This window comes from Microbacterium sp. 22195 (assembly GCF_052056515.1).
In the GTDB taxonomy this organism is placed as follows: Bacteria; Actinomycetota; Actinomycetes; order Actinomycetales; family Microbacteriaceae; genus Microbacterium.
Genome location: NZ_JBQEPE010000001.1, coordinates 1,527,398 through 1,548,028, shown reverse-complemented (window position 1 = coordinate 1,548,028; position 20,631 = coordinate 1,527,398). Strand labels below are relative to the sequence as shown.

The 20,631-nt window shown below is 67.4% G+C and carries 35 protein-coding genes and 1 tRNA gene; 5 read left to right on the top strand and 31 right to left on the bottom strand.

Annotated elements, in window-relative coordinates; all coding sequences use genetic code 11:
• Positions 1–38: 38 nt before the first annotated feature.
• The 8 genes from ACTJJ4_RS07650 to ACTJJ4_RS07615 form a co-directional block, all read right to left on the bottom strand.
• Positions 39–584, bottom strand: a complete 546-nt coding sequence (locus tag ACTJJ4_RS07650) for a hypothetical protein (RefSeq protein ID WP_440942720.1) — start codon at positions 582–584, stop codon at positions 39–41.
• 58 nt (positions 585–642) lie between these two features.
• Entirely contained in the window at positions 643–1,542 is a 900-nt protein-coding gene (locus tag ACTJJ4_RS07645) for a phage capsid protein (protein ID WP_440942719.1), read from the bottom strand.
• Positions 1,543–1,559: 17 nt separating this feature from the next.
• Positions 1,560–2,294, bottom strand: coding sequence for a hypothetical protein (locus tag ACTJJ4_RS07640; RefSeq protein ID WP_440942718.1), 735 nt, complete (start codon positions 2,292–2,294; stop codon positions 1,560–1,562).
• Between the two features lie 188 nt (positions 2,295–2,482).
• Positions 2,483–2,554 (bottom strand) — tRNA-Gly (locus tag ACTJJ4_RS07635).
• A gap of 385 nt (positions 2,555–2,939) precedes the next feature.
• Positions 2,940–3,203 carry a hypothetical protein gene (locus tag ACTJJ4_RS07630; RefSeq protein ID WP_440942717.1) on the bottom strand — a complete coding sequence of 88 codons (264 nt, stop codon included), beginning with the start codon at positions 3,201–3,203 and terminating at the stop codon, positions 2,940–2,942.
• Complete coding sequence (locus tag ACTJJ4_RS07625; protein ID WP_440942716.1) at positions 3,200–3,463, bottom strand: hypothetical protein; 264 nt, start codon at positions 3,461–3,463, stop codon at positions 3,200–3,202. Before ACTJJ4_RS07625 ends, ACTJJ4_RS07630 begins: the two co-directional genes overlap by 4 nt.
• Positions 3,460–3,717 carry an Acb2/Tad1 domain-containing protein gene (locus ACTJJ4_RS07620; RefSeq protein ID WP_440942715.1) on the bottom strand — a complete coding sequence of 86 codons (258 nt, stop codon included), beginning with the start codon at positions 3,715–3,717 and terminating at the stop codon, positions 3,460–3,462. The genes ACTJJ4_RS07625 and ACTJJ4_RS07620 overlap by 4 nt, the downstream gene beginning before the upstream one ends.
• On the bottom strand, positions 3,717–4,121 hold the full coding sequence (locus ACTJJ4_RS07615) for a hypothetical protein (RefSeq protein WP_440942714.1): 405 nt from the start codon (positions 4,119–4,121) through the stop codon (positions 3,717–3,719). The genes ACTJJ4_RS07620 and ACTJJ4_RS07615 overlap by 1 nt, the downstream gene beginning before the upstream one ends.
• A gap of 79 nt (positions 4,122–4,200) precedes the next feature.
• Between ACTJJ4_RS07615 and ACTJJ4_RS07610 the strand changes: the two genes are divergently transcribed.
• Positions 4,201–4,530 carry a hypothetical protein gene (locus tag ACTJJ4_RS07610; protein ID WP_440942713.1) on the top strand — a complete coding sequence of 110 codons (330 nt, stop codon included), beginning with the start codon at positions 4,201–4,203 and terminating at the stop codon, positions 4,528–4,530.
• 18 nt (positions 4,531–4,548) lie between these two features.
• Here the strand turns inward: ACTJJ4_RS07610 and ACTJJ4_RS07605 are convergent, their stop codons facing one another.
• The 3 genes from ACTJJ4_RS07605 to ACTJJ4_RS07595 are packed head-to-tail and all read right to left on the bottom strand — an operon-like array spanning position 4,549 to position 7,902.
• A complete protein-coding gene (locus ACTJJ4_RS07605) occupies positions 4,549–6,108 on the bottom strand; it encodes a phage portal protein (protein WP_440942712.1) in 1,560 nt (519 codons plus the stop codon).
• A gap of 17 nt (positions 6,109–6,125) precedes the next feature.
• Entirely contained in the window at positions 6,126–7,400 is a 1,275-nt protein-coding gene (locus ACTJJ4_RS07600; protein WP_440942711.1) for a PBSX family phage terminase large subunit, read from the bottom strand.
• Positions 7,387–7,902: a hypothetical protein gene (locus tag ACTJJ4_RS07595; protein WP_440942710.1), complete on the bottom strand. Its 516-nt coding sequence runs from the start codon at positions 7,900–7,902 to the stop codon at positions 7,387–7,389. The genes ACTJJ4_RS07600 and ACTJJ4_RS07595 overlap by 14 nt, the downstream gene beginning before the upstream one ends.
• 68 nt (positions 7,903–7,970) lie before the next feature.
• Between ACTJJ4_RS07595 and ACTJJ4_RS07590 the strand changes: the two genes are divergently transcribed.
• Positions 7,971–8,654 carry a DUF4145 domain-containing protein gene (locus ACTJJ4_RS07590; protein ID WP_440942709.1) on the top strand — a complete coding sequence of 228 codons (684 nt, stop codon included), beginning with the start codon at positions 7,971–7,973 and terminating at the stop codon, positions 8,652–8,654.
• Positions 8,655–8,756: 102 nt separating this feature from the next.
• Here ACTJJ4_RS07590 and ACTJJ4_RS07585 read toward each other — a convergent pair whose 3' ends face one another.
• Both ACTJJ4_RS07585 and ACTJJ4_RS07580 read right to left on the bottom strand, forming a co-directional pair.
• Positions 8,757–8,996: a hypothetical protein gene (locus ACTJJ4_RS07585; protein WP_440942708.1), complete on the bottom strand. Its 240-nt coding sequence runs from the start codon at positions 8,994–8,996 to the stop codon at positions 8,757–8,759.
• The gene (locus ACTJJ4_RS07580) at positions 8,993–9,553 is read right to left on the bottom strand and encodes a GIY-YIG nuclease family protein (protein WP_440942707.1); all 561 of its coding nucleotides are present in this window, start codon (positions 9,551–9,553) and stop codon (positions 8,993–8,995) included. Before ACTJJ4_RS07580 ends, ACTJJ4_RS07585 begins: the two co-directional genes overlap by 4 nt.
• Before the next feature lie 44 nt (positions 9,554–9,597).
• Between ACTJJ4_RS07580 and ACTJJ4_RS07575 the strand changes: the two genes are divergently transcribed.
• Complete coding sequence (locus tag ACTJJ4_RS07575) at positions 9,598–9,834, top strand: hypothetical protein (protein WP_440942706.1); 237 nt, start codon at positions 9,598–9,600, stop codon at positions 9,832–9,834.
• A gap of 47 nt (positions 9,835–9,881) precedes the next feature.
• Here ACTJJ4_RS07575 and ACTJJ4_RS07570 read toward each other — a convergent pair whose 3' ends face one another.
• From ACTJJ4_RS07570 to ACTJJ4_RS07490, 17 genes are all read right to left on the bottom strand, one after another.
• Positions 9,882–10,685 carry a DUF6414 family protein gene (locus ACTJJ4_RS07570; protein WP_440942705.1) on the bottom strand — a complete coding sequence of 268 codons (804 nt, stop codon included), beginning with the start codon at positions 10,683–10,685 and terminating at the stop codon, positions 9,882–9,884.
• 148 nt (positions 10,686–10,833) lie between these two features.
• Entirely contained in the window at positions 10,834–11,658 is an 825-nt protein-coding gene (locus ACTJJ4_RS07565; protein WP_440942704.1) for a hypothetical protein, read from the bottom strand.
• Positions 11,655–12,161: a hypothetical protein gene (locus ACTJJ4_RS07560; protein WP_440942703.1), complete on the bottom strand. Its 507-nt coding sequence runs from the start codon at positions 12,159–12,161 to the stop codon at positions 11,655–11,657. Before ACTJJ4_RS07560 ends, ACTJJ4_RS07565 begins: the two co-directional genes overlap by 4 nt.
• A complete protein-coding gene (locus ACTJJ4_RS07555; RefSeq protein ID WP_440942702.1) occupies positions 12,158–12,487 on the bottom strand; it encodes a hypothetical protein in 330 nt (109 codons plus the stop codon). Before ACTJJ4_RS07555 ends, ACTJJ4_RS07560 begins: the two co-directional genes overlap by 4 nt.
• A complete protein-coding gene (locus tag ACTJJ4_RS07550; protein WP_440942701.1) occupies positions 12,487–12,858 on the bottom strand; it encodes a hypothetical protein in 372 nt (123 codons plus the stop codon). The genes ACTJJ4_RS07555 and ACTJJ4_RS07550 overlap by 1 nt, the downstream gene beginning before the upstream one ends.
• Positions 12,852–13,085 carry a hypothetical protein gene (locus ACTJJ4_RS07545; RefSeq protein WP_440942700.1) on the bottom strand — a complete coding sequence of 78 codons (234 nt, stop codon included), beginning with the start codon at positions 13,083–13,085 and terminating at the stop codon, positions 12,852–12,854. Before ACTJJ4_RS07545 ends, ACTJJ4_RS07550 begins: the two co-directional genes overlap by 7 nt.
• Positions 13,082–13,483, bottom strand: coding sequence for a hypothetical protein (locus ACTJJ4_RS07540; protein ID WP_440942699.1), 402 nt, complete (start codon positions 13,481–13,483; stop codon positions 13,082–13,084). The genes ACTJJ4_RS07545 and ACTJJ4_RS07540 overlap by 4 nt, the downstream gene beginning before the upstream one ends.
• Positions 13,467–13,958 (bottom strand): single-stranded DNA-binding protein, encoded by a 492-nt coding sequence (locus ACTJJ4_RS07535; RefSeq protein WP_440942698.1) that lies wholly within the window; start codon positions 13,956–13,958, stop codon positions 13,467–13,469. Before ACTJJ4_RS07535 ends, ACTJJ4_RS07540 begins: the two co-directional genes overlap by 17 nt.
• The gene (locus ACTJJ4_RS07530) at positions 13,958–14,272 is read right to left on the bottom strand and encodes a hypothetical protein (protein WP_440942697.1); all 315 of its coding nucleotides are present in this window, start codon (positions 14,270–14,272) and stop codon (positions 13,958–13,960) included. Before ACTJJ4_RS07530 ends, ACTJJ4_RS07535 begins: the two co-directional genes overlap by 1 nt.
• 2 nt (positions 14,273–14,274) lie before the next feature.
• Entirely contained in the window at positions 14,275–14,469 is a 195-nt protein-coding gene (locus tag ACTJJ4_RS07525; protein WP_440942696.1) for a hypothetical protein, read from the bottom strand.
• Positions 14,466–14,960, bottom strand: coding sequence for a hypothetical protein (locus tag ACTJJ4_RS07520; protein WP_440942695.1), 495 nt, complete (start codon positions 14,958–14,960; stop codon positions 14,466–14,468). Before ACTJJ4_RS07520 ends, ACTJJ4_RS07525 begins: the two co-directional genes overlap by 4 nt.
• A complete protein-coding gene (locus ACTJJ4_RS07515; RefSeq protein WP_440942694.1) occupies positions 14,957–15,442 on the bottom strand; it encodes a helix-turn-helix domain-containing protein in 486 nt (161 codons plus the stop codon). The genes ACTJJ4_RS07520 and ACTJJ4_RS07515 overlap by 4 nt, the downstream gene beginning before the upstream one ends.
• A gap of 20 nt (positions 15,443–15,462) precedes the next feature.
• Complete coding sequence (locus tag ACTJJ4_RS07510) at positions 15,463–15,840, bottom strand: hypothetical protein (RefSeq protein WP_440942693.1); 378 nt, start codon at positions 15,838–15,840, stop codon at positions 15,463–15,465.
• The gene (locus tag ACTJJ4_RS07505) at positions 15,840–16,301 is read right to left on the bottom strand and encodes a hypothetical protein (RefSeq protein WP_440942692.1); all 462 of its coding nucleotides are present in this window, start codon (positions 16,299–16,301) and stop codon (positions 15,840–15,842) included. The genes ACTJJ4_RS07510 and ACTJJ4_RS07505 overlap by 1 nt, the downstream gene beginning before the upstream one ends.
• A 144-nt stretch (positions 16,302–16,445) precedes the next feature.
• On the bottom strand, positions 16,446–18,335 hold the full coding sequence (locus ACTJJ4_RS07500) for a DNA cytosine methyltransferase (protein ID WP_440942691.1): 1,890 nt from the start codon (positions 18,333–18,335) through the stop codon (positions 16,446–16,448).
• Complete coding sequence (locus ACTJJ4_RS07495; RefSeq protein ID WP_440942690.1) at positions 18,332–18,565, bottom strand: hypothetical protein; 234 nt, start codon at positions 18,563–18,565, stop codon at positions 18,332–18,334. The genes ACTJJ4_RS07500 and ACTJJ4_RS07495 overlap by 4 nt, the downstream gene beginning before the upstream one ends.
• Positions 18,562–19,098: a hypothetical protein gene (locus ACTJJ4_RS07490; protein ID WP_440942689.1), complete on the bottom strand. Its 537-nt coding sequence runs from the start codon at positions 19,096–19,098 to the stop codon at positions 18,562–18,564. Before ACTJJ4_RS07490 ends, ACTJJ4_RS07495 begins: the two co-directional genes overlap by 4 nt.
• 26 nt (positions 19,099–19,124) lie before the next feature.
• Between ACTJJ4_RS07490 and ACTJJ4_RS07485 the strand changes: the two genes are divergently transcribed.
• Positions 19,125–19,724, top strand: coding sequence for a hypothetical protein (locus tag ACTJJ4_RS07485; RefSeq protein ID WP_440942688.1), 600 nt, complete (start codon positions 19,125–19,127; stop codon positions 19,722–19,724).
• 36 nt (positions 19,725–19,760) lie between these two features.
• Positions 19,761–19,970, top strand: a complete 210-nt coding sequence (locus ACTJJ4_RS07480) for a hypothetical protein (protein ID WP_440942687.1) — start codon at positions 19,761–19,763, stop codon at positions 19,968–19,970.
• A 5-nt stretch (positions 19,971–19,975) separates the two neighbouring features.
• On the opposite strand, the gene ACTJJ4_RS07475 is transcribed toward ACTJJ4_RS07480, so the two are convergent.
• Positions 19,976–20,611, bottom strand: coding sequence for a hypothetical protein (locus tag ACTJJ4_RS07475; RefSeq protein ID WP_440942686.1), 636 nt, complete (start codon positions 20,609–20,611; stop codon positions 19,976–19,978).
• Positions 20,612–20,631: the final 20 nt, after the last annotated feature.

Genomic DNA, 20,631 nt, shown 5'->3' with positions numbered 1-20,631 from the left:
GCGGCGAAACTGTCCCCCCCCCCCCCCCCCCGCTTCCCTCAGCCCTCTGTGAGCTTCGCGACCTTCGTCGCCTTCGAAGCGTTGGAGCGCCACGTGATGCCGCGCTCCTTGCCGAGAGCGTCGAGGGCTTCGTCCGTCCACGACTCGTCAGGGACGAGTGGTTCTTCCGGCTGCGTGGTCTCGTCGACGGCATCCGGAGTGGCAGGGTCGCTGTTCTCGTCGCGCAGACCGGCTGCTTGTTCGGCGGCATCCTCGGCCTGGTTGCGGGCGTCGATGGCTGCCTGTTCCTCGTCATCGTCGGGCGCCGGGGGCTCTTCGGGGATCTCCTCGAAGCGAGCGCCGCGGCGGGTCAGGTAGAGGCGCTGCAGCGGGGTGAGCCGTGCACGAGCGGTGCCGAAGCGAAACCGGACGCCAGTGAGAACGACGTTCATCCGGCGGGGGAGAGTGATCTCGACGAGCGGCGCCACCTCGGCCGGGGTCTCGGTGGTGTCGTCCGCGCTCTCGCTCTCGGCGGCCTCGCCGCTCGGGTCATCAGGCGTGACGGGTTCCGGCGTCTCGGCCGGGGTCTCGGTGGTGTCGTCCATCATGAACCTCTCAGGTCAGGTGGTGGGGCGAGGCAACGTGCCTCGCCCCACCGGTTGCTCAGACGGCGGGTGCCGCGAACGTGACGGTCGCGGTGGCCAGGCCCTTCGGCTCGAAGACCTTCGCGCCGTAGATGTTCAGGCCGCGGACGAGGTTCGCGAACCGCTTCTCCTGGCGGATGGCCTCGGTCTCCGCCAGCTGGTTGGCGAACGACCATGCCGCCGGAACACCGGCGACGATGACCTTGTCGTCCTTGTCCGCGCCGGCGCCGCCGACGGCGGGGACGTTGTTCGACACGAGGACGTCGAAGCCCTGCACCTGCTTGACGAAGCCGTTGCGGAGCGTCTCCGTGGTGCCGCTCGCCGACGCGTTCGTGAAGCGCGGGTCGTAGGACAGCGCGGAGATGAACGCCGGGTTGACGACGACGAAGCGGCCCTCGATCGGCACCGACTGGTCGTCGAGCTTCTCGCGGAGCTTCACCAGCACGGCGTACGCCGAGGTCTGGCCGGTGCCGGCGTACTCCGGCTCGGCGTCCACCACAGCGATGCGGCCGACCTTGTTGGCGGCATCGGCGCCCGCGTAGGCGAGACCGGCGATGTACTTGTCGACCTTGTCGCGGAGACCGAACGCGGCGCGGGCGAGCGCGGGCGACTGGAAGTCGCCGGCAGCCTGCACCTTGTCGATGTCGTTGACACGGAAGGCGTAGTAGTCGCCCTGGTCGATGACCATCTTGACGTTGCCGTCGGAGACGTCCTCGATCTCGATGTCGGCGTTCTTGTCGTAGGTGCGGATCGTGGGATCAGCGATGGTGGTCACGTTGACCGTGTCACCCTGCTGCTGGATCTCGCCCTCGTAGTCGCGGTTCGCGACGGTCTCCTGACCGTACACGAGCGCCTTCTCGAAGGGCACCTGGACGGCGGCCTCCCAGAGCTCAGGGATGAAGTTGGCAATTCCGGCCATGTCAGGCCCTCATTTCTTTAGTTCTTGAGGAGGGACGAGAGTCGCCCCTCCCTTGCTGCCTTGAGACGCTCGGCCGGCGGGAGCGCGGCGAGCTGTTCGCGGGAGAGCTGGGATGCTCCCTCGCCGGAGTGGTCGCCGCCGCCGGTCCGCTGCGCCACCTGGACGCGCTTGAACTTGGTGGGGTTCCCGTCGACCGTGTCCTTGATCAGCGCGTCCACCTGGGATGCGAAGTCGTCGGCGGTCGGGTCGAGAGCGGCGAGCTTGCGGCCGAAGCTGACCGACTCGAGGAGCTCCTCCACGTTCGCGTCGTGCTTCTCGGCGTTGCGGAGGACGGCGAGGTCGCGCTTGGTGGCGTTGGCCTCGTCGATCGCTGTCTGCCGTTCGGCCTGTGCCTGCTTCAGCAGGGCGTCAGGGTCGACCGGTTCGTCGTCCTTGACCAGCCCGAGCGCCTTGCCGATCTGCTGGGCGACCTCGGAGCGGGCGGCGTCTGCGGCAGCTGCCGCGTCGGTCTTCGCCTTCTCCCTGGTTGCCGCGTTCTCTCGGCGCAGCTTCTCGACGTACTCGCGCGAGAAGGTCTCGGGCGCGTCGCCGGACGGCTCGGCGGGCGGGTCGGTCGCCTCGGGGGCGGCAGGTGCCGGTTCCAGGGTCTCGACCGGCTCAGGTGCCGGATCCGTCACGGGCGCCGGGGCACCGCCGGGCTCCGCCTCCGGGGCGAAGGACAGCAGGTGCGGGCGCTGGCTGATCTTGAACATGGTTGGTTCTCCTTCTCCGCCTCCGGGACGGGGTTTCAGGGGATGGGCCGTGCAGCACCGGGCATGCACGGACGAATGTGGGGAGGGACGCAGGTACGCCAGGCTGGGAGTCGCAGCCCTTGCAGAGCGGGCGCCCTTCGCTGCGAATGGCAACGCGCGCGTTGACGCCCCTCCCGGGCGTGGGTGTGAGCATCCGGCGGGATTCGAACCCGCGACCAAACCGTTGGGAACGGCTCTCTCTACCGCTGAGCTACGGATGCGGAAGCCAGCCGCGGACCTGGGGAATCCGGCTCTGGCGTGTTCAGTTGTGAAGCGCGCGGGCTGACTCGGCCCGCTCACCGCGGATACCAGCCGGCAGGGTTGAGTTACCTGGCGCGCGCTCGGGTGCGCTCTTCTCGTCTTCTTGGGCGACGCGTGCCCGCAACCGGGGAGGAGGGCCCCTGGACGCTCTACGACTCCCGCGGCATCGCGGGGCCGGTGTAGTCGTGCTCGGCGAACTCTCGTCCGTCGAGCGCGTGATGGAGGATCACCCAGCCCATCGAGCCGTCGTCCCGGCGGACCGGTTCGGTGGTCGGGCCGCACGGGCAGTCGCCGCCGTCGACGTCGTGCTCGATCAGATCACCGATCGGGGTGACGTGGACGTCGTCAGTCGCCGTCGTCGTCGTCGGCCATGTCGAGACCTTCCATGACGAACGTCGTCAACTCGGTGTCCGCGATCGCGTTCGCGACCGTGAGCAGACCCTGCGACACGACCTGCGTCTGCCCCGGAGCGACCATCACGCCGATGCGCTGCTCTCCCGTGTCGTCGATCCACTGCACCACGCCGTACATGCCGGTGACCATGCCATCGAGCTCGGCGCCGAGCATCGCGGTGACCTTCTCGCCTTCGGCGGGGAGGTAGAGGGTCATGCGCGGGCCCACTTCCCGCAGAGCTCGCAGCTGCGACGCTGCACGCCCATGTCGATCACGCCGAACAGCACGAGCGTGAAGTACTTCCACTGATGGAATCCGAGCCAGCAGCGGAGCGACCGGCGACGTGCGACGAACGGCGGTCGCGGTGCGGAGGCCGTGAGCGCGCCAACCTCGCGCGGAGAGACCGTGAGAGCCTCCGCGAGGATCCGCTCGCCCTCCGCCGAGATGCGGGCGCGCAAGGCCGGCGCGAGCCTCACGCGTTCGGTCCCGTCGCGAAGATGGCGCGGTTCGCGCGCATCTGCACATCCTCGAGCGCCGTCAGCGCGAGGGACTGGTTCCTGGACCGCGGGGTGAGCTCCTCGATCGCGACAGCGAGCTCGACGACGAGGTTGCCAAGCTGGCGGACAGCCTCACGCTGCTCATCGGTCGGCGGCTGTCCGGTCGAGGCGGTGATGAACCGGGCGCGTGCGCGGTCCTCGGCCGTGGGTGTGGGCAGTGCGGTGTTCGTCATCAGGCGTCCTTCCCATAGGCGACGTCACGGCCGCGGCGCAGCGCGGTGATCGCCTTGTTGATCTCGGGGCGGGACAGCTCCGAGGAGTACACGCGCACCTGGTGCTGCTCGGTGTCGTAGTCGCCGAAGGCCGCGTTGCCGAGCTTGGCGGCGGCGGCTTCATCTTCGGCGTACTTCAGCAGGTCGCGGATCTCTGCGATGGTGATGTCGATGCCGAGCTGCAGCCAGCCCGTCTCGAGCCCCGCGGCGTCCGTCGTACCGGTGCGGTTCCACTGGACGTGGACGTTGCGGCGGGGAACCTCGACCGACACGGGCGACGCCTCGTGAGGGCCAGGGGTCGCCGGGTTGTACTCCGGCAGGGGGCGGCTGACGATGTGGTTGTGGGTGATCTGTTCGCGGGCCATGAGCCTCGCCTTCCTGTGATGCCCCATCACGGGGCCTGCCCGGCATCGCGCCGGGAAGCGAGGGCGCTACGGTGGGCGCATGGGAGACCACGAAGCGATGTCAGTTACCGTCCGCCGCGTCATTCAGGTGTTGCTCGACGTCCAGATGGCGTTCGACCCGGAAATGCCAGACGAAGCGTCCGAGAGCGCAATCGACATCGTCACGATGGATCTCATGTCGATCCCTGGCGCCATTGAACTTCGACAGCAGCCGGATGGCCGAGTGATCCCCGACTACACCGGACTCTTGACAGGCGTCCATCTGCTCGTCCAGCGACTGGTAGATGAACTCTCGACCGCGACGGAGACCCCGCGCGAAGTGGTCCTGTCCGACACGCGTGGTTGGATCGACCGCCTGTTGGACCAGTAACCTCGCGCTCGCGACAGATCAGCCGCGGAACGTCGCCGGGTCGGGAGCGGTCAGCCCCTTCTCCTGCTGGATGCGTGCGACCTCCTCCGACACCTGGTCGTCCGACCATGCCGGGTTGGCACGGCGCACCTTCGTCTCCGTGGAGATCGCGGACGCAGCGTCCAACAGCGACACGATCCGGACTTCCTTCTCCGGGTCGATCTGCGACACCTCGGGGAACTCGGCCACGACCTCGACGCCGGGACGGCCGCCGCGGTTGCGGAAGATGATCCCGTCGAGCTCCAAGCAGATCGACGCGATGCGGGTGCGGGCGAGGGACGCGTACCGGATCTTCTTGTCGCGGGTGCGTTCCGTGTCCGACCGGCGGTCGTTCACCTCGGTCGCGGTCATGGCGACGTCGGCGGTGTGCTCGCCGTAGCTGGACAGCGAGTAGCCGGTCGCCTGCAGGATCTCCTTCTTGAGGTTGAACGCGGTGCGCTCGTGCTGCTCGACACGGATGTCGAACTGCTGCGCGACGATCGCCTTGCCCTCGGCCTGGTTCGGGAGGGCGTTCAGCATCGCGTAGACCTCGCGCTCGCTGTCGAAGAACCCGCCCTGGCCGCGGCCCTGGGACTGGACCATCGCCTCGGGGACGAAGATGCGGGCGCGGCCGACCTTCAGGTCGCGCATCCATGACGACCACGTCTCGTCGAACGCGTTCAGCAGCGGCTCCACGCCCTCGAAGTCGGAGCGACCCCACGCGGAGAACTGTCCCTTGCGGCGCAGCTTCCGCGGCTTGCGGATGTTCGGCTCGTACACCGCGGTGAGGCGGTCGATGTACGTGGGGATGACGGTCTGCAGGCCGTCGTTGATCGAGCCGGGGAGCTCGGCGAGGTGCGCGGTCTCGGGGCGCATGGCCAGCGGAACGCGCACACCGATCCGCTCGGCGTCGTCGGAGACGTACAGGGCGTGGATGATCGCGCCGGGCTGGTGGTGCTCGATGTGCCGCCACACCTTCCGGTCGGCGTCGATGCGGGTCCAGAACGACACCTCGGTGAGCTGCCCGCCGCGGAACGTCGGCACGGCGGCGTCCGCGTCGACCGCTCGGTAGAACACGTGGTCGGCGGTCTCGACGTCCCAGTCCGCGACCCAGTAGACACCGCCGAGGGCCGCCTCGAGTTCGCCGGCCTCGTTCTGCGTCATGTGCGACTGCGGGGAGTTCATGATCACGTCAAGGCGCTGCTCGGTGACGTCGCGGGTGCCCTTGTCTCGGTCGCCAGCGATGCCGTACACGGGTGCTTCAGCGTTGATCAGGTCGCTCGACAGGGTGCAGATGCTCGCCGCCATCGGGATGTGCAGCGACGTGCGCTCCTCACCAGACGAGAGGGGCCGACCCCACCACATCTTGGAGAAGAACCCGGTCACACCGCCCTGCATCGGACGGCCGCCGCGCTGGTGCGTCGCAGACTGCGCCCCACCGTAGATGGCGCGGAGCTCGTCCACGTCGCCCGTGTACCAGGCGCCGTGCTCACGCATCCGGGCGAAGCCGGGCGCGAGCTGCTTGGGCGGGAAGATGGATCCGTCAGCGGGAAGCGGCATGCTGGACTCCCTCCGGATCAGGCGGCGATGTCGTACTCGTATGACTGGCGGGTGGAGTGGAGGACATACCGCGCGGCGTCGAGGCTGTGGTCGTCTTCCTTGATCGGCTCGTCGTGACCCTCAGCAGTGGCCTTGTCGGACCACCGGTACTCGGTGACCTCGGACAGGAAGCCTTCGCACCGGTCGGTGACGGCGAGCTTCCCCGTGTCGAGGAGTCGGGCAATCGTCGCGATGCCGCCGAGCACATCGTTGTCGGCGTGCCACGTGGTGATGCCGATCTTGAACAGCTCTTCCTGGAAGTGCGCGGCGGCCGGGTCGATGATCTGGAACTCCGGGTCCGGGAGCGACGGCTGCGGGGCGTGCTGCCCGCTCAGCCATGTGCGGTATCGCTGGGCCTGGTCGGATGGTGCGAGGCGGGCGCCGTTGTGGTCGCGCGGGTCGTACCGGAACTCGTCCAGCAGGATCAAGCGTGCCTTCGGCTCCGCGCTGACGCCGAGCATCAGGCCGGCCGATGCGTTCGACGTACCGAAGTCGATGCCCACGCCGGGGACTCGGAACACGCGTCCCACCGACTCCCACGGGACGACATGCCGGGCAGGATCCCACATCGGGAAGATCGCGCCGGCGGCGTTCGTCCACTCGCCCTTGATCATCCGGTCGTAGAACACGCCGGCGAACGACGCTTCCATGTCCGCGATGTAGTCGGCGGGCAGGTTCGGGTTGTCCTTCATCGTGAAGTGGAAGCTGATGAGGTTCTTCGCCGCGCCAGCGAGGATCCACTTCTTCCGCATCCAGTGGTTCATCGACGCGGGGTTCATCGTCGCGAGGAGCCGGGCGCCGGGGACGCGCAGACGCGACACCAGCATGTTCCAGAACTCTTCAGGCAGCAGCGCCGCCTCATCGACGTACGCGAGCGCCACCGTTGCACCCTGAATGCGGCCGACAGACTTCGCGTCGTTCGCGCCGACGATCATGACCTCACGGCCGAGGATCCTCGCCGACGACGCGCCGGGCGTGTACTGGACCTGCGCGGCCAGCTTCGCACCGAAGATGCTCGTGTCCTGGAACAGCACGAACACGTTCTGGTAGACCGTCGTCATCGTCTTCCCGACGATCAGGATGATGCCGTTCCGCGGCGCCCGGGCAACCGCGATCAGGAACGCGAACAGCGTCGCCACGGTCTTACCCGCCGACACCGACCCGTACCAGAGCGCCAGCTTCCACGACATCGCATCCACGATGCTCAGCAGCTGCGCTCGCGACACCATCCGCTCAAGCTCATCGAGCCTCATCGGTCTCGGCCTCGCCGGCGCGGTACCGCTCGGCGGCGGCCTTGAAGCCCTCGGCCAGAGTATCGAGCATCCCGACTGCCTCCTCTGAACCGCCAGCATCCCGCTCCACGATCCGCGTCAGCTTGTCGAACGTGATCCCCGCCGTCACCACAGCATTCCGCTGCACCTCAACCGGAGGCCGATCGAGGGTGTGCTCCTCGTACGTGTTGTCCTTGCCACCGAAGTTGTACACCAGGTACGAACCATCCAGGTCATCGAGCATCCGCTCCGACCGGTGCAGCATCTTCTCCGCCAGCCGGATCCGCGCCGCCGCCAGATCCACCTGCCGCGCCTCAGTCGCGTGTTTCGTCGCTGACCGGTCAAAGGACAGCCCGGCTTCGCGGCAGATGTTGGTGACGGATCCGGCGCTGATGCCGACCGCGCGGGCGATGTCGTTGCGGGATTTGCGCTCGGTGTGGAGGCGGAGGACCTCGGCGCGTTGGGCGTCGGTGATGCGTGACATGTGGTCCTCCGCTTCAGGGCCTCGTGCCCGGTATCAGCAGCGTCGTCGCAAGTGGCTAGAGTCGCGGTATGGGAGATATGCACCTTGATCTGATGGTCACCGACAGGATGTTCGGGCGGATCCAGGCGGGAAGCTCTGAAGCATTCAGGCTGTCGACTTGTCCGCGGTGCGGGCGGAATCAAGCGCTCGTCGTCGCACGGACAACCCCTGGCCGTGTGTACTGGCTTCGCTGTTCCAACTGCGGCCGTGGGCTGGTCGAGGTTGATCGGACTGTGTACCCAGGAACCAAGCCGTTGGCTGAACCTCAGGGCCTACCGGAGGACGTGGCGGCGGCGTGGGATGAGGTGCGCTCATGTCTGGGTGTTGGCGCCAACACCAGTGCGGTGTTGGTGGCGCGAAAGATTCTGCTGCACGTCGCGGTTGGGTTCGGGCTCGCAGCGAAGAACGAGCGAGGACGCGCCCCTGACTTCGCTGAGGCGATCGCCCACCTGGAGACAGAGGGTTTGATCACCAGGAGGATGAAGCCGTGGGTGGATCGGATCCGCCAGGTGGGGAACTCCGCGACGCATGAACTGCCAGCGATCACCGAGGCCGAGGCCTCAGATGTGGCGAGCTTCACGGAACAGCTGCTCAAGCTCGCGTACGAGATGGATCACCTCATGAGCCAGCCGAGCGAGGAGACCGACGAGCCCGCGACCGGCTACCGGCTTATCGCATCGCTCCGACCACCAACCACCGAATGGGTATCGTGACGAAGCCCCCGGCGATGTGACCGCAGGTCAGATCGTTCCGGGGGCTTCCGATCGTGGCAGTACGCCGACTCTTTCACAGTAGCGCGGCAACATTGGCAACATTCAAACTCGCTGGCGTCCGAACGTCGGCGCGTCGAGGTACGCGTCCTTGAAGTCAGCCACCCGTCGTAGATCCTCGCTATTGAGCACGGTTCGTCGGCCGGCGGTCTCGGTACGGATGCGGAGCAGCGGGTTCTTGGCGTCGCGGCCATCGTGGACCCAGAGTCGAATCGTGCGTTTGGAGCGGTCGAACAGGGCGGACGCCTCGGCTGTGGTCAGCCATGGCTTCATGCGCTGGCTCATTCGGGCTGCTCCATCAGTGCGACCGGATCGCCGTGAACTTCGCGGAGTTGTGCGATGTGCTCCCGAAGTTCCACGTGGTCGTGGAACCACTCGCGCTGCCCCGGGACTAGGTGATTCGTGAACTCCTGGTGCCGCCGGCGCTCGAGCTCCACTGTTCCTGGTTCCAGCGCCAGGATCTCGTCGTAGGGCAGCGTCGAAAGCCGACCCTTGAGGCTGGCCGATGTGCCGATCTTGATCCGGTCGCCGAAGCGTATGTAGTAGCACCAGCTGGTGCCGCGCCGAGTCAGGATCTCAGGGGCGGAGGAGGGCTGTTCCCACCAGGCGTCTTCCCAGCAGCCTGGGTTCGAGCAGGCTACCGGGACGCCAGGGCCGGCGAGGATCAGACGCTTGCAAATCGGGCACGACACCTCGGCGAGTAGGTGCCGGTGCGTGTCGGAACGCTTCTGGTCGTCGATGATCTTGGCCCAATGCTCCGAGCAGATGCCGTAGAACGATCGAGGGTCCGGCTGGTTCGTGCACGGGAGGCCGCTGTCCTGGACAAGGGGGCACGTCTCCATACGCTCACTATACTCGATATAGTGCTACCCGGTATAGTGGGTGCGTGGATGAGGGGCTCGCTGAATTGAGAGCAACGGTCGCGAAGCTCACGGCCGTCGAGGAGCGCCGAGCGAACCTCATCGAATACAGGGATAGGCAGTTGCTTGAGCTCGCGGACGCGAAGGCTGCTACCTGGGTACAGATGCAGGCGGTCGCGGGTCTCTCGCCGCGAGGACTCCAACTCGCACTTGAACGAGCCCGAGCTCGCAGGGCGATGACCGTTCGAGACAAGGCGACGTGAAAAGAACCTAAAGAATCCTCGAGCGTCGCCGATCGGACCCTCGCTGCCTAGCGGTAGATCGCCAGAATGTCGAGGATCACTGCGGGGCCCGTGACCCAGCTATCGTCCGATTCACTCGACGGGCCCTTGCGAGCCAGCTCCCGCCGCTTCTCCCTGCTGAGGATGCTTGATCCTGGCAGCGCGAGTAGTGGGTGACGTTCCCCCGGCCGGATCTTGCGCGTTATCTTGCCGACGATCCGCACCTCACCCTCAAGATCGTCGACCGAAACACGCGTGTGCTGGGGCAATAGCTGTCCCGCTACCCGCCAGTCGTCGCTGTCCGGAAGTCCGATGATCATCAGTTTGTCTCCAAGCAGCCCGCTGATGGACTCGACGAGGGTGACTTGCTCTGGATCGATCGCGGGTGAGTCAGTAGATGTGGGGAGGAATGCCGACATCTCTGAAAGCGACTTCATAGTGTTGATGATGCCGGTGCTCTTGTTGAGCATCTTTACGAAGGTTGGTACCTCGATGTCCACCTCGATCTCGACCAGTGCGCCTGTCAGGAGATCAGGAAGGTCGGTGTCGGGGTCAATGACTTCGACCCACCCGGCCAGTTCTGGGTCCGCAGCCGCGAGCTTCATCAGGCGATCGAATTGCGCTGGAGGGGAGTCCGTAAGGGAGATCGTCAACTCACTCTCCTTCGACGAATCTCCGCTACCCCCGATCGGGCCCAGCCCAGCCTTTGCCTGTAGCCCTTTAGTCTCTCGACGTCGGTCGTCGACGGTGCTACGCACGCCGCCCTCCATCGCGCTCACGTAGTCCGACAGTGTCGTCTCGTTGAGATAGAGGAAGCTCCTCAGGCTGCTCATGCTGACCTCCCATTTCTTGTTGACTGGATCGTAGCGCCTGAGCAACGGCCTCCTTGGCGTGACGGGATGCGCGATTGCGCCTCCTCGGGGTAGTTCCCTGCGTTGCTCAGCACGTTGGTGAGCGTGCCGCGCAGATGGTCTCGGGTCGTCATGCGGCCTTCTCCTTGGTGGTGGGTGTGATGGTGAGTGCGTCGCTGATGGTCCAGTCGGCGCGGCCCGAGGCGTCCGGGCTGATGGTGTGCTGGTCGGCGTCCCAGAGCGCTTGCGCGCCGGCGGGACGGGAGCGGGCGCCGAGGTCGTGGCACCGGCAGGTGCACGCGAGGTTGTCGCAGTCGGCGTGCAGCTGGTCCGCGCACGTCGCGGATCCAGCCCACCGTTCGATGTCGGGTCGGATGCGGGCGAGCTCGGTGCCGCAGTTCCTGCAGGTGACGACGTCCGCGCCGCGCTCCTTGCGGGTGTCGTTGCCCCAGGTGGGGAGGAACCCACAGTTGTGGCAGCGGTGCGGTGCCGGGGTGCGCTCGTCGGTCGGTTCGACGGGGAGGGCGTTCCAGGCGCGCTCGGCGGCGTGCGAGAACTGGATCGCGTCGGCTGCGCACGCCTCGGTCTGCACCCAGTTGTCGACGGTGCCGAACCGCGACTGCAGGTGGCGTTCGCACTCGTCGAGGGCGAGGAACACGAGCGTGAGGTTCGCGAATCCGAGCGCGGATCCGCCGCCGCCGAACGAGGCGACGGCGCGGCCCTCGGTCGCTTCGAGCTTCTCGCGGAACGACGGCCAGGCGGCGACGGCCGCCACGACGCGCTCGTAGCAGCCCTTGCAGAGGTGGCCGACTTCGGCGAGGCGGGGGAGGCACCCGCGGCAGGTGCCGGGACGCTCCGCCCAACCCTCGTGATCCGGGCAGGTCACACGGTGCTGGCCGAGGATGGTGCAGCGGCGGATGCCGGGCAGGTCCGTGTTCGTGATGCAGACGGTCATGCAGCTGCTCCGATCTGCGCGAGGATCTGCGCGGTCGTGACGGGGTCGTGGACGGCGAGGTTCCGGAGACCGAGCGCGCCGCGGTACGGGATCGGCTCGTCGAGCGGGCGCGGGTTCGCGAGAACCAGGTGGTATCCGCGGTGAGCGGGGAACTCGTCGTAGGCGTTCGCCCACGGGGAGCAGATCTCGCCAGTCGGGGTCGTGGAGTCGAAGCAGACGTTCGTGCCCGCGTGCGACTGCTGTACGACATGCGCACCGACGAGGTCGACGACGCCGATGATCGCGCCGCGCACGTCATCCCACCCATCGGCGTGCTCTTCCATCGCTTCGGCGAGCGTGCTCATCGCGGCGTTCCACGATGCTTGGTCGTCCCATGCCTGGGCGGCGTGAATTGCGACGGGCCCGCGATAAGCTCCCGCGACATTCCGTACGCGGTTCTCGACGTCCTTCCCACCGTGGACGATCGCGTGAGCCCACGGCTGACGCACGGTCAGGATCCTCATGAGTCGCTCCTCTCCTGGAATGCGGCGCACGCGGGCCACCGCTTGGTCATGTCGCGGCCGTCGCCACGGTGGTTCTTCGATCTCGGGTCAGGGGTGCCGCACTTCCACCAGTGCTTCCCGCTCGGATGCCCCTTGACGCGGAGGAACGCGCAGTCTCCGCACGTCTTGCCGTTGTTGGCGAGCGGCATCCTCGTGGCGGGGTGGATGTCGGCGGCGATCGCGAGCTGGTCGCGCTCCCGCTGTGGCAGACGCTCGCCCTTCGGCGCGTCCTTCGGCGCGTCCTTCGGCGGGGGAGGCGGGTCGAAGCCGGGGAGCTCGTCAGCCATCAGGCACCGACCTTCGCGAGCCACGCCTTCGCCTCAGCGTGCGGGCACATCTCGCCCGGCTGCAGCGACAGGTAGCCGTGCGCCTGGCATCCGCCGTGATGATCGAACTCGCAGTCGTCGCGGTCGATCAGGTCGCGCACGAGCTGCTGGATATCGCGGCCCGGTGTGCTCGGTGGTGCTTCGAGCACTTCGGCGGCGTCGGCGATCAGGTTGCGGATCATCGCGGTGACCCCTGATCCGCCGACTCGCGTGAATCCGCTGTCGATCTTCATGACGACGGCTCGCAGGTAGTCGGCGTCGGCGTGATCCTCGGGAACGCCCTGCGGGCCGGTCGGGACGTGTGGCCGGGGGAGTGTGATGGTGGTCAGCATGAGCATGCTCCGTTCAGTGCGATCTCTGTGAAGCAGTTCGGGCAGGTCGGGCGGGGTGCTGGTTCCGGCTTCTCGTCGGGGATGCAGCCGACGTGCACCAGCTGCCCGTCGACGTACTGGACCATGTCGCCCTCGTGGATGCGGTGCCCGCACTCCGCGGCGCACGCGCCGTTGTAGCGGGCAGTGAACGGCCGCGGTGGTGCTTCGCTGTCGTGGAAGTAGGTCATGGCGTCTCCTCGATCTGCTTGAGCACGCGCTGCAGCGGCCCCCAGCCGAGGTGGATGAGCGCGCGCATGGAGCGGAGCGCCTCGGTGCGGTAGGACTCCTGCCCGGCCGGGCCGAGTTCTTCCCATGTGGGGTGCATCTCGCCGTCGGGCCAGGTGCCGTTCTGGTGGGCGTCGGCGCGCTGGTTCAGCATCGCCAGCTGTTCAGCGATGGCCGCGCAGCCGCACTCTTCGGCGATGTCCGGCAGGCGGCCGTTGATCGCGGCATCCATTTCGGTGGGCGTCGCGTCACCGATCGGCGCGCCGCACGACTCGCAGCAGCGCTTCACGCTGATGCGACGTCCGCCGGTCTCGGTCTTCTGGTCGAGCGTCCAGGGTCGGAGCTCAGAACGGAGTGTCATCGCCGAACCCTCCCGTCGTGCTCCACGCGTCGCTCTGCGCGCTTCCCGGGGTCGCCCATGGCTCATCAGCCGCGGGAGCGCCCGGCCGGCCCGCCTGGCCACCCTGCGGCGCCTGCGCGCGGGTCACCTGTGCGGTCGCGTACCGGAGCGACGGGCCGATCTCATCGACCTCGAGCTCGATGGCCGTGCGGCTGTTGCCGTCGCGGTCCTGGTAGGAGCGCTGGCGGAGTCGGCCCTGCACGATGACGCGCATGCCCTTCGTGAGGCTGCCGGCGACGTGCTCGGCGAACTCACGCCACACCGATGCGCGGAGGAACAGCGCTTCGCCGTCCTTCCACTCGTTCGCCCGGGCGTCGAACGTGCGCGGCGTACTGGCGATGGTGAAGTTCGCCACCGGAAGGCCGTTCTGCGTGTATCGCAGCTCGGGGTCCGCGGTGAGGTTCCCGACGACGGTGATCACGGTTTCGCCGGCCATCAGTTCGTCACCTCCGCGGTCAGGCTGTCGATCGCAGCTGCGATCAGGGCGCCCGCCTTCACCAGGTCGCGCACCGGGTCGCCGGTGGGCTTCCAGTAGCGCTCGGCCCAAGGCCACCCCTCGAATCGCGCCCATCTGTGCGGCATGGCGTCGGACGTGCCTTCGGCGATGTTGACAGTCGCCTGCGCCGCATAGACGCGCGCGGCGTACGTCAGCTGGTACGCGTGGCCCTCATCGTGCTCGGCGGTGTACCCCTCGTCGGTGACCTGCCGTGCTCGCTCGGCGGCGATCAGGTCTGCTCCGGTCATGCTCATGGTCAGTTCTCCTCGATGAGCTCGAAGGTGTACTCGGCGGGGAACGAGTCGCCCCATCCGATCCGCTTGGCGACGGTCTTGAAGTCGATCGCGACGGCGTCGCCGTCCGGGGTGGTGCTGGTGACGCGGCTCGGTCCCTGCTCGGTCTGGACGACGTCGCCCGGGGTGAGCTCGAGGGCGGTCTTCGTGGTGGTCATGCTGCTGCCTTTCGTTCGTTCGTTTCGTCGTTGTCGGGGAGGTCGATGGTGTCGTCGTCAAGGGCGAGCGGGGGAGGCCACCCCATGCGGGCGGCATGGTTCCGGGCACGGCGCGCGGCATTCACCTGCTCGATCGTCTGAGCCGGCGGTAGCCGCATCGACATGGCGTCGTAGACGCGGACGATGGTTGCTGCAGTCGTGGGGGAGACCATGCCGCGGCGGCAGATCGCGGCTGACCAGCCGTGACCGAATCCCGCCTGGGCACTGATCGCTTCGTGCGACCATCCGAGCGCCTGCAGCGCACGGATCCTGCGGATGGTGCCGGTCGAGTCGATGCGCAGCTTCCGGCCGGTACGGTGCTGGTGGTAGCGCCAGAACTCGTATTCGGCGGCGGCGCGTCGGCAGTCGTCGCACTGGCATCCGTGCTTTGCGCGGCAGACGGTGTTCTCGCCGTGACTGTGTTCCGGCGGGCAGATCGTGCGCTCGCTCATGCCGCCATCCCTCCGAGACGCACCATCGCCGCGTACTCGCCGGACTGGACGCGCGTCCAGCCCTGCACGCCGGGGAACCATGCGTGGATCGTGGTCGGGGCGACGCCGACCGTCCGTCCGACCTCGGCGAGCGAGCATCCGTCATCGAGGAGGCGCTTCGCGAGCACGTGATCCGATTCCGGGCGGCGCACCGCGGCGGGCTTCCGGTTTCGATTCAGAGCGGTCCGCCACCGGGTGACCGTCCGCGTCGAGACGCCGAACCGGACCGCGATCTCGGTGGTGCTCAGACGCTCCTGTTCGCATCCCAGGAACGCGGCCTCCCACTCAGGATCGAGCGACGGATACCGGTTATCCACAGGGGTTCGCGCATCAGGAACAGAAGGATTTTCACCGGTGTCTTGGTAGCTCTTACGTTCCGTCCCGTCCCGTTCCGTTCCGTAGCATCCGGCCAGGCCATGGGGTGGCTCGATGGGGTAGGCCATAGCCGAGGCCATTGGGGTAGTCATGAGGTCTCCTTTCCTCCCCAGCGCGCAGCCGCGCCCTTCTTCCCCGCCTCCGACAACTGCTGTCGGAGCGCTTCGGTGATCTCCTTCGTCGGCTGATGGTTTGCGTACCCTGTGACGGCCCAGCCCTTCTCATGGGGCTCGAAGAATCCGCCCTCCACCAAGAGCCGGGCGGTGGCCGCGGTCGCATGGATGAACCGCAGCGCGGACTTCGCGATCACTCCGTCTGTGGCGTGCGCGCCGGAGTACTCGATCGCGAAGTGCCACACGGCCATCGCAGCCAGGCCGCGCTGACCGTGCTCATCGATGAAGGTCGCGACCTTGGGATTCGCGTAGATGTCGCTGTCCATCCGCACCCAGGGCAGTCCCGTGGCCATCAGCGCACGCTCCTCAGGTAGAGCGCACGGGCACGATCCGTGTCGTCGGCGATCGCCTTCCAGAGGAGGTAGTCGTCGCCGTAGACGTCGAGCATCATGGCCAGGGCCTCGACGGCGTCGATCTGGCGGCGGCCGTCGCCTTCGAGGACGAACCAGCGTCCCTCGTTCGCGAACCACACGGGCACGCGTGTGACGTCCTTCACCCAGATCGGCACCTTGACGCCGTACGCCTGAGCGATCGCCGCCCACTCGGCGTCGTCCTCGATGAAGCTGTTGATCAGGGAATCGAGCCACAACAGGTTCGGGAGGCGGTGCTTGTCCTTCCTGCCGCCCATGCCGCCCTGACGGTGCTGGGGGATGATCCGCTCGGACTGGACGGCGGTGAGGACGCACGTGCGGCCGGCGGCAGAGTCCCGGCGGTCCAGGTCGCGGAGCATCCGTGCGGGGACGTGGCTACCCACGATGGTTCTCCTTCCAGTGGCAGGTGCAGGACCGCGGCGCGGCGTTCGAGTGCCCGTAGGGCGTCCAGCAGCACGAGCGACGACACCGCGCCTGGGGTGCGTCGTGCGCGAGCGTCTCCGGCGCTGGGCGGGGCGAGATGGTCTTCACGCGGCCATCGCCTCCGTCCAGTTCAGGAACTCGGCGACGGCGAAACCGAGGTCGCGCGCGCACGGCGGGGTGACCGCGTTCCCGGCCTGCTTGACCTTGTCCCGCTTCGTCCCGAGCAGGAGGTAGTCGCGCGCGAAGCCCATCCCCGCCTGGATCTCGTGCGGTTCGAGCATCCGGAAGCCGGCGTCGTCGACGTCGAGGCTGATCGGTACGAACGGCTCGAGCAGGGACTGATGGCCGCCTGTGGTCAGCGTGCGCAGCGGCTCGGTGACGGGCGTGGACATCTCCGCGCCGCCGAGGTTGTTGCGCATTATCAGGGCGTGGTGGTTGCCGTTCGCCGCGACCGTGTCGATCGGCTGATCGGTCGGCTTCGCGACGCCGTGGTTCCGCAGAGGGATCACGATGCCCTCGCGGTCCACGGTGGTCACCGCGCCCATCGGCTCGGTCGACGGCCGCGGCGTCCCCGTGCTGTAGTACGGCACGAGGATGCCGGTCTCGTTGCGGGTCGACTGCGTGCGCATCGGTCCCGACATCGGCGCGGCGGACTTCCCCTCGCGGCCCTCCACGGGCACGAGCAGCGACGCATGGTTGCCACCGGCGACGAGCGACGGCAGCGCGGCGCTGACCGGCTGAGACCGCGACGCATCCGCCCCACTGAGGTTGTTCACGATCAGCGCGTGGTTGGCGCCGTCCGCGACGACCGTCGGCAGGGCCTCGTCGAGGGTCTGCGTGCGGTCCCGCTCCCGGAACTGCGCCAGGAACGCCGGAGGGACGGCCACGCCATGCTCAGCGGTGCCGGTCTGCACCGGCAGGGGCGTGTCGAGCTCGCTCACCCGCAGGTAGTTCGAACCGGTGTTGACGCCGTCGTAGGTGTTCCCGGCGGCCTTGACGACCAGCGGTGCCCAGTAGCGCTCGATGCCACGGCGGATCCGCTCGCGGGTCTTCTCCGCCAGCGGCTTCTCCCGGTCACCGATCCTCGGCGCCGGCAGCGACCAGTCGATGATCGTGTCCGCGGCCAGCCAGCCCGGCTCCACAACCTGCCAGCACTCGGGGCACCGATAGACGTACTGCGCACGGTAGCGACCCCACGGCTCCTTCTTCTTGAACGCGCGCGTCGCGCGGATCTCGCCGTGCTCCAGGCACAGGGCGAGCGGCTGCGTCCACCGGCCCAGGCGCGGCGCGGGGTTCTTCTTGGACGCCTGATCCTGCCGCCAGAAGACGATGTACATCCGGTCGCGGGACTGCGGCGCGGGCAGGCCACCCTGCTGCGCGTGCATCGAGTTCAGCCAGACTGTCTCGTGCCGGTAGCCGAGCAGCTCCATGGCCATCAGCCAGGCCGGGAACTGCACCCAGCGGGCCGCATCGACGACGTTCTCGATGATGATCGCCCGGTACATGTGGTGCTCGGCGAACCGCGGCACGTCCCACATGGTCGCGCGTGAGCGGTTCGCGGCCTCATCGACCAGCGGGCGGGTACCGTCCAGTTCGAACAGCGCCTCGTTCATCGCCCGCTGCCGCTTCACGCCCTTCGCGATCGAGTGGTTCGTGCACTCCGGCGACGCCCACAGGATGTCCGTGGTCGGGAAGTACCGCGGGTCGACCTGCGAGATGTCCGCCTGCGAGTGGTCGGTGTCGGGGTGGTTCACCTGGTGCGATTCGATCGCCAGCGCCCAGTGGTTCGCCGCGATGACGACGCGGTATCCGGCCTCCACGAGACCGGAGGACGAACCGCCGGCACCGCAGAACAGATCCGTGACGGTGAGGCCGTTCCACGGCACCACGGGGTGCACGTAGCCCTTGACCTTGGCGACCTGGTGGGCGGCGTCGAACGCGGCCGACAGGGCGGCGTCGTGCGACTGATCGATGGTCGCTGCCGACGGCGTCATCGGACAGCCTCGGTCGGGGCGAGCAGCTCGCGGCGTTCGGCGCCTTCAGCGTCTACCTCGGAGACACGGAACCGCGGCGTGTACGGCACGCTGCTCTGATTGAGCGCGTGCAGCACCTTCACGACGGCCTGGAAATCGTCGTGGCTCAGGTCGACCGTGAGCTCCGACACGTCGTCCGCGTACGCTTCGATCTTGAACCGCTTGGTCATGGTCTGGAATGGCGACCTCATGCCGCGCTCCCTTCGATGTCGAGGAGGTCGAACAGCGTGGGTGCGTTCGCCTCAGGTGTCTTCTTGCAGCCGCCCGGAGTGGCATGCGCGTCGTGGACGGTCGCGGGCGCGTAATCCGTTCCAAGGACTTCTGCCCAGCGCTCCGCCTCGGCGCGGTCTTCGCAGGAGAGCGCACGGTCGCCCTTGATTCGCACCTCGAAGCGAGCAGGAGGCTTGTCGTCGGTCGGGAATCCGAGGGCAGTGAGGTCGGCAGCGTGCGAGGTGTCGTAGTGCTCCTGCATGATCCGGGCAGCCTTCTCCGGGCCGCGGTGCTCGACGATGTGCGAGCACTTCGACCAGAAGCAGTGCACCGTGACCATGCCGTTACACGTCGCGCACGTCGGGCGCGCGCTTTGGGTGATCGCGACGTTCGACTCGTCGACGTAGTAGTGCGCGTGCGCGGAGCAGAGCTCCTTCCCGCACGTGTGACATGTCAGGGCGAATGGCTCGCGCGACTTGAACGTCGTCGCGCTGCAGACCTCGCACGCGCTCATGACGTCACCGCCGATAGAGTTCCGGCATGACCTCGCTCGATGCGATGAATGCTGATGTGTGCACCGCGCTCTCGCAGCTCGCCCCCGTCTTCATGGTCTTGCTCGTCGCCGAGCGCGTCGTATTCAAGCGCTCTGGGGACGAGGACGCACTCGAGAGCGACAGCTTCTGGCTTGGCATAGCTCAGATCACGGTTGATTTGCTGCTTGCCGCGCTGAGCGCGTTCATCACCATCTCCGCGCTCCTGGGCATTCAGGCGAAGGGCTACGAGGGAACGTTCGCGAATGTCCTCTGGACGACCACGATCACACTGATCCTTCTGGTGATTCTTCGGTGGCTCTTCCTGGCCACGCCTCTTTCGTCTGCCTTCACCCAAGTGGTCCGATCTCAGGCGCGCGCTGCGCTCGCGCTGCAAGAGGGCCTTGTTGAAGGAGCGGTGGAGTTTCCAAGCGCCCTCGCTCGCGCTCTCGCGACACTGCCATATGACGTTGCGGCAAATGTCGTCCGAATCGTCGAAGGTATCGGACAGTTCTTCGTCGGAGTGGTCTCGATCGGCACCGCAGGGCGCAGCAGCCAGGACGTCAGCTGGCAGCGGCGAAGACGGAGATCCAGGGGCCCGAAGCACTGACCGCTGGTGGCAGCCAAATCCCGCTAGAGTGCGGGCATGCCTACGATCACGTACACGCTTCACTACGCCGACGCCGAGTTCCGCATCACGCACACCGATTACGAGATGCTCAAGGGGCTCTATGACCGCGCGGAGGGGCGTCCTAGCCTGTGGCGATTCACCCCGGCCGACAGCGACGAAGAGGTCGCAGTAGCTATTGGTGGCGGCGCGACCTTCTACGTCACGCGCAACATCGACGCCGACTGAGCCGATCACAGCAGACCCTCCGCTCGGAGCTTCGCCTCGGCGAGAGTTACGCGCTGGAATACCGCGGCGTCGCCGCCTCGATCGGGGTGGGTCGCGCGCTGTGCAGCCCGCAGAGCAGTGGCGGGCGTCCAGTCCTGCCGGACTTCGCCTGAGACATTGGCCAGGAAGAACAGCGCGTCCTTGCTCGAAGCGAAGCCGGCCGGCGCCGCAGTCGCTTCGATCGCGAGGAACCCGCGGTACTGCTCGCCGTGACGGGTGACGCCGTACCTGTCGACCTTGCGCAGCGCCTCGAGCGCGAGAGCGATCGCACGCAGGTTGTCGTGCCAGGTCGTGAACGTGTCGCACGGGTACGACAGTTGACCATGGCGGGACTCCATCGAGAAGATCACACCGGGGTGCTCGGCTTTGGCGTTCGCGTAGGGGCGTCCGTCGATGCGGAACGCGCCCGCCGGGACGGCGATCAGCAGCTCGGCGGAGTCCTGGTGCGCTCGGGTGTCGGCGAGGTGCCAGATCTCGCGATCGAGCAGACGCAGGGTGTCGTTCAGCGTCGCACTGAACTTCGACGCGTGCCGCTCGCGCGTCAGTTCGCCTGGCCACTCGCCGATCGGGCCGACCTTCATCCGGTCAGGCCAGGCGCTCATGCCGTCACCACCGATAGAGT

Bases quoted from the DNA above. Each gene is read 5' to 3' on its own strand.
- ACTJJ4_RS07650 (WP_440942720.1), bottom strand. From the start codon at position 584: ATGGACGACACCACCGAGACCCCGGCCGAGACGCCGGAACCCGTCACG.
- ACTJJ4_RS07645 (WP_440942719.1), bottom strand. From the start codon at position 1,542: ATGGCCGGAATTGCCAACTTCATCCCTGAGCTCTGGGAGGCCGCCGTC.
- ACTJJ4_RS07640 (WP_440942718.1), bottom strand. From the start codon at position 2,294: ATGTTCAAGATCAGCCAGCGCCCGCACCTGCTGTCCTTCGCCCCGGAG.
- ACTJJ4_RS07630 (WP_440942717.1), bottom strand. From the start codon at position 3,203: ATGACCCTCTACCTCCCCGCCGAAGGCGAGAAGGTCACCGCGATGCTC.
- ACTJJ4_RS07620 (WP_440942715.1), bottom strand. From the start codon at position 3,717: ATGACGAACACCGCACTGCCCACACCCACGGCCGAGGACCGCGCACGC.
- ACTJJ4_RS07615 (WP_440942714.1), bottom strand. From the start codon at position 4,121: ATGGCCCGCGAACAGATCACCCACAACCACATCGTCAGCCGCCCCCTG.
- ACTJJ4_RS07610 (WP_440942713.1), top strand. From the start codon at position 4,201: ATGGGAGACCACGAAGCGATGTCAGTTACCGTCCGCCGCGTCATTCAG.
- ACTJJ4_RS07605 (WP_440942712.1), bottom strand. From the start codon at position 6,108: ATGCCGCTTCCCGCTGACGGATCCATCTTCCCGCCCAAGCAGCTCGCG.
- ACTJJ4_RS07600 (WP_440942711.1), bottom strand. From the start codon at position 7,400: ATGAGGCTCGATGAGCTTGAGCGGATGGTGTCGCGAGCGCAGCTGCTG.
- ACTJJ4_RS07595 (WP_440942710.1), bottom strand. From the start codon at position 7,902: ATGTCACGCATCACCGACGCCCAACGCGCCGAGGTCCTCCGCCTCCAC.
- ACTJJ4_RS07590 (WP_440942709.1), top strand. From the start codon at position 7,971: ATGGGAGATATGCACCTTGATCTGATGGTCACCGACAGGATGTTCGGG.
- ACTJJ4_RS07585 (WP_440942708.1), bottom strand. From the start codon at position 8,996: ATGAGCCAGCGCATGAAGCCATGGCTGACCACAGCCGAGGCGTCCGCC.
- ACTJJ4_RS07580 (WP_440942707.1), bottom strand. From the start codon at position 9,553: ATGGAGACGTGCCCCCTTGTCCAGGACAGCGGCCTCCCGTGCACGAAC.
- ACTJJ4_RS07570 (WP_440942705.1), bottom strand. From the start codon at position 10,685: ATGAGCAGCCTGAGGAGCTTCCTCTATCTCAACGAGACGACACTGTCG.
- ACTJJ4_RS07565 (WP_440942704.1), bottom strand. From the start codon at position 11,658: ATGACCGTCTGCATCACGAACACGGACCTGCCCGGCATCCGCCGCTGC.
- ACTJJ4_RS07560 (WP_440942703.1), bottom strand. From the start codon at position 12,161: ATGAGGATCCTGACCGTGCGTCAGCCGTGGGCTCACGCGATCGTCCAC.
- ACTJJ4_RS07555 (WP_440942702.1), bottom strand. From the start codon at position 12,487: ATGGCTGACGAGCTCCCCGGCTTCGACCCGCCTCCCCCGCCGAAGGAC.
- ACTJJ4_RS07550 (WP_440942701.1), bottom strand. From the start codon at position 12,858: ATGCTGACCACCATCACACTCCCCCGGCCACACGTCCCGACCGGCCCG.
- ACTJJ4_RS07545 (WP_440942700.1), bottom strand. From the start codon at position 13,085: ATGACCTACTTCCACGACAGCGAAGCACCACCGCGGCCGTTCACTGCC.
- ACTJJ4_RS07540 (WP_440942699.1), bottom strand. From the start codon at position 13,483: ATGACACTCCGTTCTGAGCTCCGACCCTGGACGCTCGACCAGAAGACC.
- ACTJJ4_RS07535 (WP_440942698.1), bottom strand. From the start codon at position 13,958: ATGGCCGGCGAAACCGTGATCACCGTCGTCGGGAACCTCACCGCGGAC.
- ACTJJ4_RS07530 (WP_440942697.1), bottom strand. From the start codon at position 14,272: ATGAGCATGACCGGAGCAGACCTGATCGCCGCCGAGCGAGCACGGCAG.
- ACTJJ4_RS07525 (WP_440942696.1), bottom strand. From the start codon at position 14,469: ATGACCACCACGAAGACCGCCCTCGAGCTCACCCCGGGCGACGTCGTC.
- ACTJJ4_RS07520 (WP_440942695.1), bottom strand. From the start codon at position 14,960: ATGAGCGAGCGCACGATCTGCCCGCCGGAACACAGTCACGGCGAGAAC.
- ACTJJ4_RS07515 (WP_440942694.1), bottom strand. From the start codon at position 15,442: ATGGCCTACCCCATCGAGCCACCCCATGGCCTGGCCGGATGCTACGGA.
- ACTJJ4_RS07510 (WP_440942693.1), bottom strand. From the start codon at position 15,840: ATGGCCACGGGACTGCCCTGGGTGCGGATGGACAGCGACATCTACGCG.
- ACTJJ4_RS07500 (WP_440942691.1), bottom strand. From the start codon at position 18,335: ATGACGCCGTCGGCAGCGACCATCGATCAGTCGCACGACGCCGCCCTG.
- ACTJJ4_RS07495 (WP_440942690.1), bottom strand. From the start codon at position 18,565: ATGAGGTCGCCATTCCAGACCATGACCAAGCGGTTCAAGATCGAAGCG.
- ACTJJ4_RS07490 (WP_440942689.1), bottom strand. From the start codon at position 19,098: ATGAGCGCGTGCGAGGTCTGCAGCGCGACGACGTTCAAGTCGCGCGAG.
- ACTJJ4_RS07485 (WP_440942688.1), top strand. From the start codon at position 19,125: ATGACCTCGCTCGATGCGATGAATGCTGATGTGTGCACCGCGCTCTCG.
- ACTJJ4_RS07480 (WP_440942687.1), top strand. From the start codon at position 19,761: ATGCCTACGATCACGTACACGCTTCACTACGCCGACGCCGAGTTCCGC.
- ACTJJ4_RS07475 (WP_440942686.1), bottom strand. From the start codon at position 20,611: ATGAGCGCCTGGCCTGACCGGATGAAGGTCGGCCCGATCGGCGAGTGG.